21 protein-coding genes are annotated in these 17,186 nt (G+C 39.2%); 14 read left to right on the forward strand and 7 right to left on the reverse strand.

All coding sequences use genetic code 11. The features are described from left to right. On the forward strand, nucleotides 1-426 hold the full coding sequence (locus I2I13_RS07785) for an HIT family protein (RefSeq protein ID WP_074635632.1): 426 nt from the start codon (nucleotides 1-3) through the stop codon (nucleotides 424-426). A gap of 153 nt (nucleotides 427-579) precedes the next feature. On the opposite strand, the gene I2I13_RS07790 is transcribed toward I2I13_RS07785, so the two are convergent. From I2I13_RS07790 to I2I13_RS07805, 4 genes are all read right to left on the reverse strand, one after another. Next, nucleotides 580-996, reverse strand: a complete 417-nt coding sequence (locus tag I2I13_RS07790) for an RNA-binding S4 domain-containing protein (protein WP_004302058.1) — start codon at nucleotides 994-996, stop codon at nucleotides 580-582. A 100-nt stretch (nucleotides 997-1,096) separates the two neighbouring features. Further along, a complete protein-coding gene (pth, locus tag I2I13_RS07795) occupies nucleotides 1,097-1,663 on the reverse strand; it encodes an aminoacyl-tRNA hydrolase (protein ID WP_148364583.1) in 567 nt (188 codons plus the stop codon). A 137-nt stretch (nucleotides 1,664-1,800) separates the two neighbouring features. Next, nucleotides 1,801-2,391, reverse strand: a complete 591-nt coding sequence (locus tag I2I13_RS07800) for a 50S ribosomal protein L25/general stress protein Ctc (protein WP_004302060.1) — start codon at nucleotides 2,389-2,391, stop codon at nucleotides 1,801-1,803. A gap of 137 nt (nucleotides 2,392-2,528) precedes the next feature. Then, a complete protein-coding gene (locus I2I13_RS07805) occupies nucleotides 2,529-2,930 on the reverse strand; it encodes a PUR family DNA/RNA-binding protein (protein WP_074557094.1) in 402 nt (133 codons plus the stop codon). 168 nt (nucleotides 2,931-3,098) lie between these two features. Here I2I13_RS07805 and nusB point away from each other — a divergent pair, with 168 nt between their 5' ends. The 6 genes from nusB to I2I13_RS07835 all read left to right on the forward strand — a co-directional run bounded on the left by nusB (nucleotide 3,099) and on the right by I2I13_RS07835 (nucleotide 6,947). After that, nucleotides 3,099-4,025 carry a transcription antitermination factor NusB gene (nusB, locus tag I2I13_RS07810; protein WP_009000694.1) on the forward strand — a complete coding sequence of 309 codons (927 nt, stop codon included), beginning with the start codon at nucleotides 3,099-3,101 and terminating at the stop codon, nucleotides 4,023-4,025. 39 nt (nucleotides 4,026-4,064) lie between these two features. Continuing rightward, nucleotides 4,065-4,388: a preprotein translocase subunit YajC gene (gene yajC / locus I2I13_RS07815; protein WP_074635624.1), complete on the forward strand. Its 324-nt coding sequence runs from the start codon at nucleotides 4,065-4,067 to the stop codon at nucleotides 4,386-4,388. A 20-nt stretch (nucleotides 4,389-4,408) separates the two neighbouring features. Then, nucleotides 4,409-5,422 carry a CdaR family protein gene (locus tag I2I13_RS07820; protein ID WP_004309789.1) on the forward strand — a complete coding sequence of 338 codons (1,014 nt, stop codon included), beginning with the start codon at nucleotides 4,409-4,411 and terminating at the stop codon, nucleotides 5,420-5,422. Further along, the gene (gene coaE, locus I2I13_RS07825; protein WP_195649232.1) at nucleotides 5,412-6,026 is read left to right on the forward strand and encodes a dephospho-CoA kinase; all 615 of its coding nucleotides are present in this window, start codon (nucleotides 5,412-5,414) and stop codon (nucleotides 6,024-6,026) included. Before I2I13_RS07820 ends, coaE begins: the two co-directional genes overlap by 11 nt. A gap of 24 nt (nucleotides 6,027-6,050) precedes the next feature. Continuing rightward, nucleotides 6,051-6,479, forward strand: a complete 429-nt coding sequence (locus I2I13_RS07830; RefSeq protein WP_074635621.1) for a DUF5606 domain-containing protein — start codon at nucleotides 6,051-6,053, stop codon at nucleotides 6,477-6,479. Nucleotides 6,480-6,698: 219 nt separating this feature from the next. Then, on the forward strand, nucleotides 6,699-6,947 hold the full coding sequence (locus I2I13_RS07835) for a hypothetical protein (RefSeq protein ID WP_074557097.1): 249 nt from the start codon (nucleotides 6,699-6,701) through the stop codon (nucleotides 6,945-6,947). 56 nt (nucleotides 6,948-7,003) lie between these two features. Here I2I13_RS07835 and clpB read toward each other — a convergent pair whose 3' ends face one another. Further along, on the reverse strand, nucleotides 7,004-9,592 hold the full coding sequence (gene clpB, locus I2I13_RS07840) for an ATP-dependent chaperone ClpB (protein WP_148364536.1): 2,589 nt from the start codon (nucleotides 9,590-9,592) through the stop codon (nucleotides 7,004-7,006). Between the two features lie 285 nt (nucleotides 9,593-9,877). Here clpB and I2I13_RS07845 point away from each other — a divergent pair, with 285 nt between their 5' ends. Beyond that, nucleotides 9,878-10,465 (forward strand): DUF6621 family protein, encoded by a 588-nt coding sequence (locus I2I13_RS07845; protein ID WP_004305640.1) that lies wholly within the window; start codon nucleotides 9,878-9,880, stop codon nucleotides 10,463-10,465. A gap of 72 nt (nucleotides 10,466-10,537) precedes the next feature. Then, nucleotides 10,538-11,434: a LysR family transcriptional regulator gene (locus I2I13_RS07850; RefSeq protein WP_008651317.1), complete on the forward strand. Its 897-nt coding sequence runs from the start codon at nucleotides 10,538-10,540 to the stop codon at nucleotides 11,432-11,434. A gap of 214 nt (nucleotides 11,435-11,648) precedes the next feature. On the opposite strand, the gene I2I13_RS07855 is transcribed toward I2I13_RS07850, so the two are convergent. After that, nucleotides 11,649-12,293, reverse strand: coding sequence for an HU family DNA-binding protein (locus I2I13_RS07855; protein WP_195649233.1), 645 nt, complete (start codon nucleotides 12,291-12,293; stop codon nucleotides 11,649-11,651). A 429-nt stretch (nucleotides 12,294-12,722) separates the two neighbouring features. Here I2I13_RS07855 and I2I13_RS07860 point away from each other — a divergent pair, with 429 nt between their 5' ends. The 5 genes from I2I13_RS07860 to I2I13_RS07880 all read left to right on the forward strand — a co-directional run bounded on the left by I2I13_RS07860 (nucleotide 12,723) and on the right by I2I13_RS07880 (nucleotide 16,023). Then, nucleotides 12,723-13,061: a DsrE family protein gene (locus tag I2I13_RS07860; protein ID WP_148364537.1), complete on the forward strand. Its 339-nt coding sequence runs from the start codon at nucleotides 12,723-12,725 to the stop codon at nucleotides 13,059-13,061. A 31-nt stretch (nucleotides 13,062-13,092) separates the two neighbouring features. Next, entirely contained in the window at nucleotides 13,093-14,025 is a 933-nt protein-coding gene (locus I2I13_RS07865) for a GNAT family N-acetyltransferase (RefSeq protein WP_195649234.1), read from the forward strand. A 60-nt stretch (nucleotides 14,026-14,085) separates the two neighbouring features. Then, the gene (locus I2I13_RS07870) at nucleotides 14,086-14,517 is read left to right on the forward strand and encodes a DUF1810 domain-containing protein (protein ID WP_195649235.1); all 432 of its coding nucleotides are present in this window, start codon (nucleotides 14,086-14,088) and stop codon (nucleotides 14,515-14,517) included. Nucleotides 14,518-14,535: 18 nt separating this feature from the next. Beyond that, nucleotides 14,536-14,910 carry a YccF domain-containing protein gene (locus I2I13_RS07875; protein ID WP_148364540.1) on the forward strand — a complete coding sequence of 125 codons (375 nt, stop codon included), beginning with the start codon at nucleotides 14,536-14,538 and terminating at the stop codon, nucleotides 14,908-14,910. Nucleotides 14,911-15,030: 120 nt separating this feature from the next. Beyond that, complete coding sequence (locus tag I2I13_RS07880; protein ID WP_148364541.1) at nucleotides 15,031-16,023, forward strand: YeiH family protein; 993 nt, start codon at nucleotides 15,031-15,033, stop codon at nucleotides 16,021-16,023. Between the two features lie 118 nt (nucleotides 16,024-16,141). Here I2I13_RS07880 and recA read toward each other — a convergent pair whose 3' ends face one another. After that, nucleotides 16,142-17,176, reverse strand: coding sequence for a recombinase RecA (recA, locus tag I2I13_RS07885; protein ID WP_148364542.1), 1,035 nt, complete (start codon nucleotides 17,174-17,176; stop codon nucleotides 16,142-16,144). Between the last annotated feature and the right edge of the window lie 10 nt (nucleotides 17,177-17,186).

Below are 17,186 nucleotides of genomic sequence, written 5' to 3' on the forward strand. Positions count from 1 at the left end.
ATGAAGAGTGATCCGAAAGAATGTCTGTATTGCCAGAACAATGAAACGCTGCATAATCTGATGATTGAGATTGCGGAATTGAGTGTGTCACGTGTGTTTTTGTTTAAGGAACAAACCTACCGTGGACGTTGTCTTGTTTCTTATAAAGACCATGTGAACGATTTGAATGAATTGAGTGATGAAGACCGTAATGCTTTTATGGCAGATGTAGCGCGTGTCACTCGTGCCATGCAAAAAGCTTTCCAGCCGGAAAAGATTAATTATGGTGCTTACTCGGATAAATTGTCTCATTTGCATTTTCATTTGGCACCTAAATATGTGGATGGACCTGATTATGGAGGTATATTCCAAATGAACCCGGGAAAGGTTTATCTGACTGATGCAGAATATCAGGAACTGATTGATGCTGTTAAAGCAAATCTGTAAATGGTATTTTACAATTCACCACAGAGGACACTGAGGACACGGAGGAAATAAAGGGAAAAAGTCTTTTACGAATTATACTCTTAATTACAATTACAGGATACCAGTAGGTATACTTTGATATTCCTCTGTGTCCTCCGTGTCCTCTGTGGTGAACTATTCTTCGAAATCGAAATCAAAGTCAAAATCATCCATAAACTCTGGAGTTGTAAATTCTTCCAGTTCCCGGCGATCTTTTTTGGTCGGGCGTCCGGTTCCACGTGCCCGGTCTACGAACCCGCTGATTTTGCTCATTTCAAGTAATTCATATTGATCGGGCGTCGTTACATTTTCCATCATTTCCGATACAAGTTTGGCTCCTACACGTTTCTCAATCGGTTGTAATACCTTGAATGAGTATGTGATAGGTGGTTTCTTCACTTGAATAACATCACCCGGTTTTATCATACGGGCGGCTTTGACCAGCGAACCGTTGATGGTAATACGTCCTTTTTTGCAGGCTTCTGCTGCAATCGTCCGTGTCTTGAAGATGCGGACAGCCCACATCCATTTATCTATTCTTGCTTCAGCCATTTTAGTTAGTTATTTAGTGATCAGTAATTAGGCGGTTAGTGGACGTTATCATTGATCGCTAACCGTTCATTGCTATTTTTATTTTTATGGAACAGGTTCATCATTTCTTGTTGAACTGGTTCATTGTGATGTCGATACCGGCAAGACAGAAACTTTTGATAATTTCCCCTGCCATCTCCAGTCTTTCATCCATTGTCTTCCAGTCTTCATCAGTGAAGTGACCGAGTACGTAATCGATTTGTCCGCCACGTGGAAAATCACTCCCGATTCCAAAACGCAGACGCGCATAGTTTTGAGTGCCCAGAGTGGCGGCAATATGCTTCAATCCGTTATGGCCTGCATCACTTCCTTTTCCTTTTAGACGTAACGTTCCGAAAGGAAGAGCCAGATCATCTACTACGATCAGCACATTTTCCAGTGGAATATTTTCTTTCTGCATCCAATAGCGAACGGCCAATCCACTCAGGTTCATAAAAGTCGATGGCTTGAGCAGGATCAACTGACGTCCTTTGATAGAAAAGCTGGTGGTGAATCCATAGCGCCCATCCATAAAAGGAGGAGCATTGTTGACTCTGGCCAATGCTTCTACTGTCATGAATCCGATATTATGTCGGGTTTCATGATACTCGGGACCAATGTTTCCCAGTCCGACAACTAAATATTTTATCATCGTTTTTCCGTAAAACAGTTCATTAATATAGAAAGAGAAACGCAGATTAATACAAATTAATGCAGACTGAACATCTGCTTTAATCTGCATTAATCTGCGTTTGAAGTATATCTCTTTACAGGGATAATCTCAAATTACTTGCCAGCGGCTGCTGCTGCACCTCTTGCTGCACGAGTCAACTTAACTGCACATACAACGGCTTCTTTAGCACTAATCAGTTCAAGACCTTCGAAGCTCAATTCGCCAACTTTAACAGTCTTACCCAATCCCAGGTGAGAAACGTTAACGATCAGTTTCTCAGGAATAACATTGTACAAAGCTTTCACTTTGATCTTACGCATCTGCAGTGCAAGTTTACCACCGGCTTTCACACCTTCTGCAAGACCTTCCAACTGTACAGGTACTTCCATTACGATAGGTTTAGCTTCGTCAATCTGATAGAAGTCAACGTGCAGGATAGTATCTTTTACCGGGTGGAACTGAATATCTTTCAGGATAGCGTTTACTTTTTTGCCATCGATAACCAGGTCTACAACGTAGATGTGCGGAGTATAAACCAAGTTGCGAAGTCCTTCGTTAGTCACTGTGAAGTGAACTACTTCATTACCTCCGTAAAGTACACAAGGTACACCACCGTTTTTACGAATTTCTTTCAAAGCTCTAGCTTGTTCAGAAGAGCGTTCTGCAATTGTTCTTGCAGTTCCTTTTACTTCAATTGATTTCATTTCTTTAAAAATTTGTGTTACTCTAAATTAAGTTAGTTTGCTTAATTCACCATCACACGATGTGGATTATCACACGATGTTGCAAAAAAGCGGTGCAAAAGTACGTCTTTTTTTTGAAATATCAAAGAGTTACTTTCTTAAAAGTCAATATCGATCTTAATTTCGCTCTCTAACTTGTTTTCCCGGGCTTCTTCGATTGCTTTCTGTTCACTTTCTTCATCAGCTTCGGTGTTCAGGCGGGCGATGTATTCGTTCACATCACTGCACTCGATGAAATTGACTGCTTCTTCGAGTCCTGCCATAAACTTCTGAAAGTCCTCCCTATATAGGAAGATTTTGTGTTTTTCGAAACTAACCTGAGAATCGTCACCTTCTCCCGTTATCACTTTTTTACTCTCTGTAATAGCCAGGAACATTTCATCTTTACGATTCTTCTTTACGTCAAGGTAATAGATGCGTTTACCTGCTTTAATGGACTTGGAGAATACAATCTCCTTATCATTCATGTCTGCGCTCATTTTCTTTTTTAAATCTTCCATATCTTTCGGTCCGTTTATAATCGGCTTCAAAATTGGATATTTTTTTTAAACTGTCAAAAGAAAAAGCGCAGAGAATCAAATACTGCATTAAAAAATGTGATTTATTAGTGGAAACTCATTAAAAATATCTACTTTTGCAGTTCGATAACAACAGTATTAATTTGAATTATGATCAACAGAGTTCTTATTCGTCTTAAGATTATACAAATAGTATATGCCTATTATCAAAATGGCAGCAAAAATCTAGACTCAGCGGAGAAAGAGTTATTCTTTAGTCTTTCAAAGGCGTATGACCTTTATAATTATTTGCTAATGCTGATGATAGCATTAACAGAGTATGCACAAAAACGTATTGATGCGGCAAAAGCTAAATTGGCACCTACGAAAGAAGAGTTGTACCCCAACAAGAAATTCGTGGATAACAAATTTATTGCTCAATTGGAAGTCAATAAGCAATTGGTAGAGTTTATAGCCAATCAAAAAAGAACCTGGGCAAACGACCAGGACTTCATCAAGGAACTTTATGAGAAAATTGTAGAAACCGATATCTATAAAGATTATATGGCTTCTGACGATCACTCATACGAGGCCGATCGTGAATTGTGGAGAAAACTCTATAAAACATACATCTTTAATAATGATTCTCTCGATCAGGTATTGGAAGATCAGAGTCTGTATTGGAATGATGACAAAGAAATTGTAGATACATTCGTCCTGAAAACAATCAAACGTTTTGATGAAAAGAAGGGTGCCAACCAGGAACTGCTTCCGGAATTTAAGGATGACGAAGACCAAGAGTTTGCACGTCGTTTGTTCCGTCGTACTATTTTGAATTCCGACTATTACCGTCATTTGGTTAGTGAGAATACGAAAAACTGGGATCTGGACCGTATTGCATTTATGGACGTTATCATTATGCAGACTGCATTAGCAGAAATTCTTAGTTTCCCGAACATTCCGGTCAGTGTTTCGTTAAATGAATATGTAGAGATAGCGAAGTTGTATAGCACAGCTAAAAGCGGTAGCTTTATCAACGGTACGCTGGATGGAATAGTTAATCAATTAAAAAAAGAAGGTAAGTTGACTAAAAACTGATACCTTTGTCCATATAGTAGAAACTAAAACAGATTATTTATGAACGTATTGACTGTATTATTGCAAGCTCCTGCCGGTGCTGCCGGAGGTGGAAGTATGATGTGGATCATGCTGATAGCCATGTTTGTTATCATGTATTTCTTTATGATCCGTCCTCAGAATAAGAAGCAAAAAGAAATAGCAAATTTCCGTAAATCTCTTCAGGTAAATCAGAATGTGATTACTGCAGGTGGTATCCACGGAACAATCAAGGAAATTACTGACGATTATATAGTACTTGAAATTGCTTCTAATGTAAGGATTAAAATAGACAAGAATTCTATTTTCGCTGATGCTTCAGCTGCTAGCAATCAATCTAAATAATAGTTGATAAATAAGTGCCTATGTTTGATCGTAGGAAAATAGAATATACATATTTAAAACTATCAAAGAAAATTAAGGATTTTCTGCTCAGTGATAAGAGCAGAGAGTTCTTAATTTTTTTATTTTTCTTCCTGATAGCCGGTGGATTTTGGCTGCTTCAGACTCTGAATAGTGACTATGAAGCGGAGTTCTCCATTCCGGTACGAATGAAAGATGTTCCCAATAATGTAGTGCTGACTTCAGAACCACCTTCCGAACTTCGAGTCAGAGTGAAAGATAAAGGTACGGTGCTTCTCAATTATATGCTGGGGAAAAGTTTTTTTCCGGTAAATCTAGGTTTTCTTGATTATAAAGGAAAAGATAATCATGTGAAGATTTACGCATCTGATTTTGAGAAAAAGATATTGAGCCAATTGAATGTGTCCTCTAAAATACTTTCAATCAAGCCGGATACATTAGAGTATATTTATTCTGAAGGAAAGTCAAAGTTAGTACCTGTCCGCTTTCAGGGGAAAGTGACAGCCGGACTTCAATATTATGTATCAGATACGATTTGCAATCCGGACTCTGTATTGGTTTATGCTCCGGAAGGAATTCTGGATACTATCACCACCGCATATACTCAAAAGATAAATCTGGAGAATATTTCAGATACAACCCGGCGACGAATTCCGCTGAATTCAGAAAGAGGGGTGAAGTTTGTTCCGGCTTCGGTAGAAATGACCTTTCCGGTAGATATTTATACGGAGAAAACAGTAGAGGTGCCATTGCACGGAGTTAACTTCCCGGCCGATAAGGCATTGCGTACCTTCCCTTCCAAAGTTCAGATTACTTTTCAGGTGGGGTTGAAGCGGTTTCGCAGCATAAAAGCAAGCGATTTTATCATCAATATTTCTTACGAAGAGTTGTTGAAGCTCGGTTCTGATAAATATACGGTTAAATTGAAGTCCTTTCCGAGCGGAATCAATCAAATCCGTATTGTTCCTGAGCAAGTAGACTTCTTGATAGAACAAATTACTTCTAATGTCGATTAAGATTGGTATAACCGGTGGTATCGGTAGCGGAAAGAGTGTAGTTTCCAGGCTATTTGGAATAATGGGAATTCCTGTTTATATTTCAGATATAGAAGCAAAGCGTATCACGCAGACAGACCCGGTGATTTGCCGGGAACTTTGTGCGCTGGTCGGTCAGAATGTGTTTCAAAATGGTGTGTTGAATCGTTCTTTGCTGGCATCCTATATGTTCGGTCATCCGGATCGTGTGCAGAAAGTGAATGAAATTATTCATCCACAGGTGAAAGAAGATTTTCGTCGGTGGACTGCCCGGTTCGGGGGTGAACAATTGGTCGGTATGGAGTCTGCCATACTTGTGGAAGCCGGTTTCAGGAATGAAGTTGATTTTCTGGTTATGGTGTATGCGCCGTTGGAAGTGAGACTGGAGCGCGCCATAAAGCGGGATTGTTCATCGAGAGAACAGGTAATGAAGCGTATTGAAGCACAAATGAGTGATGAAGTTAAGAGAAGTCATGCTGATTTCGTGATAGTCAATGATGATGAAACAGCGTTAATTCCGCAGGTTTTGGAGCTTATTTCTTTGCTATCTAAAAATAATCATTACCTTTGCTCCGCAAAAAAATAATTAATAAATAAAAGGATATATACTATGTTGAAGACTATCTTGTCTATCTCAGGTAAACCGGGATTATACAAACTTATTTCGCAAGGAAAAAATATGTTGATTGTTGAATCAGTCAATGCTGAGAAGAAACGTTTCCCCGCTTATGGTAATGAAAAAATTATTTCTTTGGCCGATATAGCAATGTACACGGACGATGCAGAAGTTCCTTTGTATGATGTGCTGGAATCTATAAAAGAGAAAGAAAAATCAGCGCAGGCTTCTATCGATCCTAAAAAGGCTACACCTGAACAATTGCGTGAATACTTGGCTGAGGTATTACCTAACTTTGATCGTGAACGCGTATATGTAGCCGATATCAAGAAATTGGTAGCCTGGTATAACATCTTGATTTCTAATGGAATTACAGAATTCAAACCGGAAGGCGAAGTTAAGGAAGAAGTGACTGCAGAATAATTTGTATCGTTTATTTAAACGAAATAAAAACATGATAATCATTTGAGGTGGTTATCATGTTTTTTTTGTATAAATGCTTGTGAATTCGGAAAATATTAGTATTATTTGGGTTATCTTTTATTATAATAAATATCTTCTACTTATATTGTAAATAATGATGCTTTTTATGTATCTTTGTCGCTGTTCACTATTCTTGAGAATGATAGGTAAATATTGGGTATGGAGACAATAACAAATAAAGAAGTAAACGTCCATTTGGACAATGAAAAAGGGACATTATGCCTGACGCGTTTGTTGGCAGGTACAATGGTATTCCTTTACGACTCACAGGGAGAGCTAAAAGGCAAACATAAATTTGCTTTGCCTTCATTGACTATGGAAATCCCTCAACAGGGTACCTATGTTTTGGTAATGAGTCATCCGAACTGCCAACCGGAAGTCCGGAGGTTTACATATTCAGGGATATAAATAATGCCGGTATGCTTCTTATTAAGCATACCGGCATTCTATTTAAATGGAAACTCTTAATTTCTGAATACCAATCCGTCTCCACCAGCGTCAACGGTAATTGCTTTGCTGCGGTCGACTTCCTGGGAAAGTAACTTTTTGGATAAATCATTCAACAGATAACGTTGAATAGCCCTCTTTACCGGACGAGCTCCAAATTCAGGATCATATCCCACTTGAGATAAGAAGTCCAATGCCCCTTCCGTGAGTTTTAGTTCCACTCCGTTTTCGGCAAGCATTTTCTGTACTCCCTTGATTTGTAAGAGTACGATCTGCTTGATTTCCTTTTCGTTCAATGGTAAGAACATGATCGTTTCATCAATACGGTTCAGGAATTCCGGGCGAATCGTCTTTTTCAACATATTCAAGACTTCCTTCTTCGTTTCTTCAATCACTTCTTCTTTATTGGAACCGTGCAACTTTTCCATCTGACTTTGTATATAAGAACTACCCATATTCGAAGTCATGATGATGATGGTATTCTTGAAGTTGACTACCCTTCCTTTATTGTCAGTCAGTCGTCCGTCATCCAATACCTGTAACAGGATATTGAAAACATCCGGATGGGCTTTTTCTATTTCGTCAAACAGGACAACAGAGTAAGGTTTCCGACGTATAGCTTCTGTCAGCTGACCGCCTTCATCATATCCTACATATCCCGGAGGCGCTCCGACTAAACGAGAAACACTATGCTTTTCCTGATACTCGCTCATGTCGATACGAGTCATCATCGTTTCGTCATCGAACAGGAATTCCGCCAATGCCTTCGCCAGTTCGGTCTTACCTACACCGGTGGTTCCGAGGAAAATGAACGAGCCAATCGGACGTTTCGGATCCTGTAATCCGGCACGACTACGGCGCACGGCATCTGCCACGGCTTCAATCGCTTCATCCTGACCGATTACACGTTGATGGAGTTCTTCTTCCAGATGCAATAGTTTGTCTTTCTCACTTTGCAGCATCTTGCTGACAGGAATACCTGTCCAACGGGAAACAACATCGGCAATGTCCTCCGCATCTACCTCTTCCTTAATCATGGCTTTATCGCCTTGCATATCACGTAGCTGCTTTTGAGTATCTTCTATCTCTTTGTCCAAAGCCTGAAGTTTACCGTAACGAATTTCGGCTACTTTACCATAGTCACCTTCACGTTCAGCTTTTTCTGCTTCAAATTTAAGATTCTCTATCTCAACCTTATTCTGCTGGATTTTATCCATCAGCGTTTTTTCACTCTGCCATTTGGCTTTAAAGGACTTTTCCTGTTCTTTAAGTTCGGCAAGCTCCTTACCGATGATTTCCAGTTTCGGTTTATCGTTTTCACGTTTGATAGCTTCCCGTTCGATTTCCAACTGCTTGATTTTGCGGGAGATTTCATCCAGTTCTTCAGGAACAGAATCTACCTCCATACGCAGTTTAGCTGCGGCTTCATCCATCAGGTCAATGGCTTTGTCCGGCAGGAAACGGTCGGTGATATAACGGCTGCTCAATTCGACGGCTGCAATGATTGCATCATCTTTGATACGTACATGGTGATGGTTCTCGTAACGCTCTTTCAGTCCACGAAGGATAGAAATGGTACTCAAGTTGTCCGGTTCATCCACTTGTACGATTTGGAAACGACGCTCCAAAGCTTTGTCCTTTTCGAAGTATTTTTGATATTCGTCGAGGGTTGTTGCTCCGATGGAACGTAATTCTCCACGAGCTAAGGCAGGTTTTAGAATGTTTGCGGCATCCATGGCGCCCTCACCCTTGCCGGCTCCTACCAGTGTATGAATCTCATCAATGAACAGAATAATATCACCTTCTGATTTCTTCACTTCATTGACAACTGATTTCAGCCGTTCTTCAAACTCACCTTTATACTTTGCACCGGCAACCAGTGCCCCCATATCCAGTGAATAGACCTGTTTGTTTTTCAGGTTTTCAGGTACATCTCCTCGAAGAATACGATGTGCCAAGCCTTCTACGATCGCTGTCTTACCAGTTCCCGGTTCACCGATTAGAATCGGGTTGTTTTTTGTACGGCGGCTCAATATCTGGAGTACCCGGCGGATTTCTTCATCACGTCCGATTACAGGATCCAGTTTTCCGCTACGGGCAGCTTCATTCAGGTTGATAGCGTACTTTTCCAATGATTGATAAGTGTCTTCACTGGATTGTGATGTTACTTTTTCTCCTTTCCTCAACTCGCTGATGGCATTGCGTAATTCTTTTTCCGTCATACCGGCATCTTTCAAGATAGTGGAGACGGTACTTTTTACAGTCAGCAATGCCAGTATGATATGTTCTAATGAAACAAACTCATCGCCCATTTCTTTAGAATACTGCGTTGCTTTCTGCAATACTTCGTTGGATTCACGACTTAGATACGGTTCTCCGCCGGATACTTTGGGCAGGGAGTCGATTTGTTTATCGACAACGAGAGCTACCTGCTGTCCGTTCATGCCAAGTTTCTGGAAGATGAAGTTAGTGACATTTTCACCTACCTTCATTACTCCCTGCATGATGTGGACAGGTTCAATGGCTTGTTGCCCCCGGCTTTGTACGAGGTTCACGGCCTCCTGTACCGCTTCTTGAGATTTAATGGTAAAATTGTTAAAGTTCATATCTTTGTTCTCCTTTCTTATTTCACGTTTTAATAACACCTAAGAGGGCGCAAAAGATTTGCCAAGTATAAAAATATGACAAAATAGCATGAGTATTAAGGAGTTAAAGGACAAAATGACCTTTTTTATCCGGGAGTAACTGACGAATTTGCTATCAAATATCATTTGCTACATGATACGCTTGTTTGTGTAATCTTGGCCTGTGATGAAAGAAAATAAATATTGAAAAGTGGATAAATAAAAGTATTGTAGTATCTTTATCCGCTGTAATAATATAGATGGTATATGAGTGATAAGCCCCAAATAAAACTTGCTGAAACAGTGGTGTTGATTGACGCTGCTTTTTTGAATTTTGTAATAACGGATATAAAAGGATATTTTGAAGAAACTTTGCATCGTTCTTTACAAGAGATAGACCTTTCGATGTTGACTACCTATATAACCTTGGATGCAGGGATTACAGAAGGGAAGAACGAGGTACAATTTCTTTTTGTGTATGATAAAGAATCCAGTCGATTGCAATATTGCCAACCTTCCGATTTGCAGGAAGAATTGAATGGAGTTGCGTTTCAGAGTCCTTATGGTGAATATTCTTTTGCTAGCGTTCCGTCGGAAGGAATGGTGTCAAGAGAAGATTTGTTTTTGGATTTACTCTCTATCGTTTCCGATTCGGCAGACGTGAAAAGGATGATCGTTATTTCTTTCAATGAGGAGTATGGAAAGAAAGTGACTGATGCTTTGCATGAAGTGAAAGGCAAAGAGGTCATTCAATTCCGTATGAATGAGCCGGAACTTCCGGTGGATTATAAATGGGATATGCTGGCTTTCCCTGTCATGCAGGCGTTGGGGATAAAAGCGGAAGAATTGCAATAACTATTGTGCTTTTATTCTTTCTGTAATTCATTATTCGTCATTGATTTCTTAACTGTTTTAATCATAATTGCCGTGTCCGATTTTCGTTTAAAAGTATTTCAGAGCGTAGCGAAGAATCTAAGCTTTACGAAGGCTTCGCAAGAATTGTTTGTCAGCCAACCTGCTATTACTAAACATATTCAGGAACTGGAGACTTACTATCAAGCTCGTTTGTTCGACCGTCAAGGGAGCAAAATCTCATTGACTAAGGCCGGAGAATTGCTGCTGAAACATAGCGAGAAAATCCTGGACGATTATAAACAGTTGGAATATGAGATGCATCTGTTGCATAATGAATATATCGGTGAACTGAAATTGGGAGCCAGCACTACGATTGCACAATATGTACTTCCTCCTTTGTTGGCGAACTTTATAGCCAAGTTTCCGCAAATTAATCTTTCTTTGATTAATGGAAATTCCCGCGGAGTGGAAGCTGCCTTGCAAGAGCATCGGATTGATTTGGGATTGGTCGAAGGGATCTTCCGCCTACCTAATCTGAAATATACTCCATTTTTGCAAGATGAACTGGTTGCCGTGGTGCATACACAGAGTAAGTTAGCTGTCTCGGATGAGATTACTCCGGAAGATTTGCTGAATATTCCTTTGGTTTTGCGGGAGAGGGGTTCCGGTACATTAGATGTATTTGAACGTGCCTTATTGCAACATAATCTCAAACTTTCTTCTTTAAATGTATTGATGTATCTCGGTAGTACAGAGAGTATCAAACTTTTTTTGGAACATACAGACTGTATGGGAATTGTTTCTATCCGTTCGGTGCATAAAGAGCTTGTAGCTGGTAATCTCCGTGTAGTCGAAATAAAAGGAATGCCGATGCTGCGCGAATTTAACTTTGTACAACTGCAAGGGCAGGAGGGAGGATTGTCACAGGTATTTATGCGTTTCGCCGGACATCATAGTAAAAGCCTGTAAGTTTGTCTTTTTCTCTCGTGCAGGCTTAGGGTCTCCAGAATGAGAAAAATGTTTTTCATTTCTCATATTCTCATAATCACTATATAATAATTTTATAACCAGTTGATTACCGAATGAGAAACGTTTTGAGAAAGCCTATTTCTCATAGTTTCTTTAGTGAAATAGGCCTCAAAACAGTTATTTCTCATCTATTTCCGGGGTATTTCTCATACTGTTATTCACTTTGTTCTGCTATTTTTTTCTTTATATATACCCTGTGTGCTCCTCTTCCAGTGATTTCTATTCCAGAATCCGGTTGATGTCCCCACTGTCTTAGTTCGTTGGTTGCTGCTGTTTGCAACAATCCTGTTAGTTTGCGATATTCCCAAACGGTCAGGAAGGGATGTTCATCCAGATACTTTAGAGCTAATGCCAGTCGTTGTTCCGATGTGAATTTTTTAGAGGATCGTTGCTTTTTCCAGGGTGCTCTTTCCAGTTGGCATCTTTCGCTGATATTTCTCACCATTTCTCGGTCTACCCGAAAGTTTACACCTCCTATAAAGATACTTTGTGCGTTGCGATGAGTTCCCCCTTCTTCCGGATCTTCCCGCTCTTTGTCTCTGCCTAAGGTAAGAGAGGGAGTAAACGTTCCTATTCCGTCTATCTTTACCGAACGTCCTTCTGCCATCAAATGCGCCATTTCAATGGCGGTTTGAAGTAATACGCCTTCTATGTCTCCTGCACTGAATCCACTGACGTCACCAACTCGTTGCGCTAACTCTTTTATGCTTGCATTATCTATCCGCGCAAATTTAGGATAAGTAATTCTTTTGCCTGTTTTCTGAAGATCGGGCATCTCCTCTATGATATATCTTGCCATATCATCTATTGTTTAAAGTGTTAATAGATAAGTTCTTTTGTATTAGAGGCAAACTTCCTTTCTTCTAATAGTAAAGTTCTTGTTGATTAATAATAAACTATAAATGCAACTTTTGTTTTTATAATTGAAGCTTGCGTTTATAAAAACAAAGCTTTCATTTTTATAATCAAAGCTTGCATTTATAGTTTGTTCCTATGCAAAGATAAGTTTTCTATTTGACAAAAAGAAGTTTATCCTTAATAAAGAAGAAGTTTTCTATTAATAGTTTGAGAGGGAATGAAGATGATTAACGAGAAAGGATATAGCGGGATTTTATGCTTAATATATTATTTCCTAAAAAGTGGATGCAATGTTTCTGTTAGTTTTTAGAAAAGTGTATATTTGTGATATTATGAATCATAAAGTATAACTGATAAATAATTAGGTGCGATGGATGATAAATTGAATATATTGTGGACCACTGATAACAGAGACACCATTTTTAATATGCTCTCTATGTATGCGATAAACTCTGTTAATAGAGGTTGGTGGAAGCATCTGAATATTATTCTTTGGGGAGCATCCGTGAAGTTGGTAGCTAATGATACCCAAGTACAAACTGAAGTTTTGGAAATGATACAAACTGGTATAACTATTGAAGCCTGTCAAGATTGTTGTGAAACATTTGGTGTAACTTCGATTATAAAGAATCTAGGCATTGATGTTAAATATATGGGTGCACCATTTACTCAATATATAAAAGATGGAGAAAAGATTCTGACTATTTAGATTGTTGCTATTAAATTTAGAAAGTGGACCAATGGGACATACTAATATCATGCAAGCTGAAGAAAATGATTTGGTAAACATTTTATCTTTGCAAAAGAAATCTTTTATGGTGGTGGCCGAACGAATGAATAAATTCGATTTTCCCCCTTTGTTGCAAAATCAGGATGAGATTTGTGATGAGTATCAGACAGGCATTATTCTAAAATACGTATCAGATGATGGACAGATTGTAGGTTCTGTCAGGGGATGTATGGATGAAAATAGAGTATGTCATATTGGTAAATTGATAGTGCATCCCGATTTTCAGAATAAAGGCATAGGTAGAGAACTTATGACTGAAATAGAACGATTATTTCCTCACTGTCATAAGTTCTCTCTTTTTACGGGCGAAGAGACACCCAATACTTTGCATCTATATAGCAAAGTCGGTTATAATATTGTATGTAGAAAAGAAATGGAGGGTATCAGCATGATTATTATGGAAAAAGAAAAACTTACTTATAGAGATTTTACGTCTGACGATTTAGAAACTGTTTGTAAATTACCTCGAAACAAGCAGGAACTGTTTTTTATGTTTCCTAAAGCTGATTTTCCTTTAACAATCGATCAATTAAAGAATACAATAAAAGATAGATTTGATTCGACTGTTGTTTTATTTAATAATGAAGTAGTAGGGTTTGCAAACTTCTATGAGGTAAGAGAATCTCAATATTGTGCTATTGGAAATGTAATAGTAAGTCCTTGTTTTCGTAATCGTGGTGTTGGCACATTTCTGATAAATACTATGGAATATATTGGGAAAAAGCAATATAATGTATCGGAGCTTCATTTGTCTTGCTTTGATACTAATACGAATGGGCTTCTGTTATATACTAAATTAGGATATAAACCCTATGAAATAGAGAAGTATATTAATAAGGAAAACGAAGTCTCGGCTTTAATAGAATTGAAAAAAGTGCTGTGATTCGAAATAAATCACTTATTTGATTCTATTATCTCCTGAAAGTATGATAACTTAAAAAAAATGCGAGAAGTATCTATGACTGACTATAACTTACAACGATTTTTAGATGCTCAGCGAGGGGATTATGAACAAGCCCTTGCAGAAGTTAGAAACGGGCGGAAATATACCCATTGGATTTGGTATATATTTCCTCAACTGAAAGGATTGGGCATGAGTTATAATTCACAGTATTATGGTCTTAGCGGCAAAGAAGAGGCTGAAGCATATCTTGCCCATCCAATTTTGGGAGAAAGACTGCGTGAAATAACGTCTGTTTTTCTTCAATTGAAGAATAAAACGGCGCAGGAAGTTTTCGGTCCGTTAGATGCGGTGAAAGTATTGTCATGCATGACGCTTTTTAATGAAGTTGCTTCGGATGATTTGTTTCAGCAAGTGATCGACCGTTATTATCAGGGTAAAGTGGATGAGACAACAAAAAGAAAATTGGAATAATAACTAATACTAATTTATATGGGCTGTTTAATGAATTTATTATGGCTGTTGCTTGGTGGTATCTTTACCGCTGTCGAATACCTCATTTCGAGTTTATTGATGATGCTGACCATTATCGGCATTCCTTTTGGAATGCAAACATTGAAGTTGGCCGGACTTGCTTTATGGCCTTTCGGTAAAGAAGTCAGAAGTGGGAACCGTTCCGGTGGCTGCCTCTATATATTGATGAATATCCTGTGGATATTTCTGGGTGGCATTTGGATTTGTCTGTCACATTTGGTTTTCGGGGCTATATTGTGCATTACCATTATCGGAATCCCTTTTGGATTGCAACACTTCAAGTTGGCAGCTTTGGCATTATCACCTTTTGGGAAAGACATTGTAACAGTGTAAGAGTAGTTGGGAGAGAGTATGCTTATAATTAAAAGTTATAATGCATAATTAGAAACTATTGGCGGGTCTTGATTGTTTACCGTACCTTTGCGCCCGGAAAACAATTAAAGATAAAAAGATATGATTTCAACAGCTACAAAAACTTTGCAGTCAAATAATAAAATGATTTATGTTGCACTGCTTTCCACTCTGACTTTTTTCCTGTTTTTAGACTATATTCCGGGATTGGAAGCATGGTCGGCTTGGGTAACTCCTCCGGTTGCTTTGTTCCTCGGACTTATTTTTGCATTAACTTGCGGACAAGCGCATCCAAAGTTTAATAAGAAAACATCGAAATATCTGTTGCAGTATTCAGTAGTAGGACTGGGATTCGGTATGAATCTTCATTCTGCTTTAGCTTCCGGTAAGGAAGGTATGGAATTTACGGTTATTTCAGTAATCGGAACATTGGTGATTGGCTGGTTCATCGGACGTAAGTTGTTTAAAATAGACCGGAATACAGCTTATCTTATTAGTTCGGGAACCGCTATCTGTGGCGGTAGTGCTATTGCAGCAGTGGGACCGGTGTTGAAAGCGAAGGACAGTGAAATGTCTGTGGCATTAGGTACAATCTTTATCTTGAACGCTATTGCACTTTTCATTTTCCCTGCCATTGGTCATGCATTGAATATGGATCAACAACAGTTCGGAACATGGGCAGCTATTGCCATTCATGATACCAGTTCTGTAGTAGGTGCGGGAGCTGCCTATGGAGAAGAAGCATTGAAAGTGGCTACTACTATCAAATTGACCCGTGCTCTTTGGATTATCCCGATGGCTTTTGCTACCTCATTTATATTCAAGAGCAAAGGACAAAAGATCAGTATTCCATGGTTTATCCTCTTTTTTGTATTGGCATTGGTGGTAAATACTTATTTGCTGGATGGAGTGCCACAATTAGGAGCAGCTATCAACGGTATTGCCCGTAAGACTTTGACGATAACTATGTTCTTTATCGGTGCTTCTCTTTCTATTGATGTTTTGAAAGCTGTTGGAATTAAACCTCTGATTCAAGGAATATTGCTTTGGGTAATTATCAGCTTGAGTACATTGGCATACATTTATTTTGTATAAGAGAGATAAAAGAGAGAATGATATAAAAGAGAAAAAGGTGGGAGAATGATCGTAAACGACTTTCTCCCACCTTTATTTATTTAGCTTTCAGTTTACGGATAAGCAGATTCAAAGCGAATTATTTCTTCTTCAATTCTTCAAAAATCAGTCCTTCCAGTTCTTCTGCCAGTTCAGGATTATCCATAATGCATTGTTTAGCAGCATCACGTCCTTGTCCTAGCTTGGTGTCGTTGTAACTATACCATGAACCGCTCTTCTTGATGATCCCTAAGTCAGCACCCAAGTCGATGATTTCTCCGGAGTGGGAGATACCTTCACCGAACATGATGTCAAATTCAGCTTTGCGGAAAGGAGGCGCTACTTTGTTTTTCACTACTTTCACTTTGGTCAGTTTACCAAGAATCTCTTCACCGTCTTTGATGGGTTGGCTGCCACGGATATCCAAACGTACAGAAGCATAAAACTTCAAAGCGTTACCACCGGTAGTTGTTTCCGGGTTACCGAACATAACACCGATCTTTTCACGCAACTGGTTAATGAAAATGCAAGTCGTACGTGTCTTACTCACTGCAGCTGTCAGCTTACGAAGTGCCTGAGACATCAAACGTGCCTGAAGACCTACCTTGTTGTCACCCATGTCACCTTCGATTTCCGCTTTAGGAGTCAGTGCGGCTACAGAGTCGATAACGATGATGTCGATAGCAGAAGAACGGATCAGTTGTTCTGCAATTTCCAAAGCCTGTTCTCCATTGTCCGGTTGAGAGATATAAAGATCATCAATGTTCACTCCCAGCTTAGATGCATAGAAACGGTCGAAAGCGTGTTCGGCATCAATGAAAGCAGCGATACCGCCAGCCTTCTGCGCTTCAGCAATGGCATGAATAGCCAATGTTGTTTTACCGGATGATTCCGGGCCATAGATTTCGATAATTCTACCTCTTGGGTAACCTCCAACGCCAAGTGCCACGTTCAAGGCAATAGAACCTGTCGGGATCACTTCTACTTGTTCAACACTATTATCACCCATTTTCATGATAGAACCTTTACCGAAGCTCTTTTCTATCTTTTCCATGGCAGCCTGTAAGGCTTTTAGTTTTTCGCTTGATGCCATTTTATTATCTGTTTCAAAATTAAGTTCATCTTTCTTTGCCATACCTTATCTA

The sequence above is a fragment of the Bacteroides sp. D55t1_190419_B8 genome (assembly GCF_015558905.1).
GTDB classification, from domain to species: domain Bacteria; phylum Bacteroidota; class Bacteroidia; order Bacteroidales; family Bacteroidaceae; genus Bacteroides; species Bacteroides vicugnae.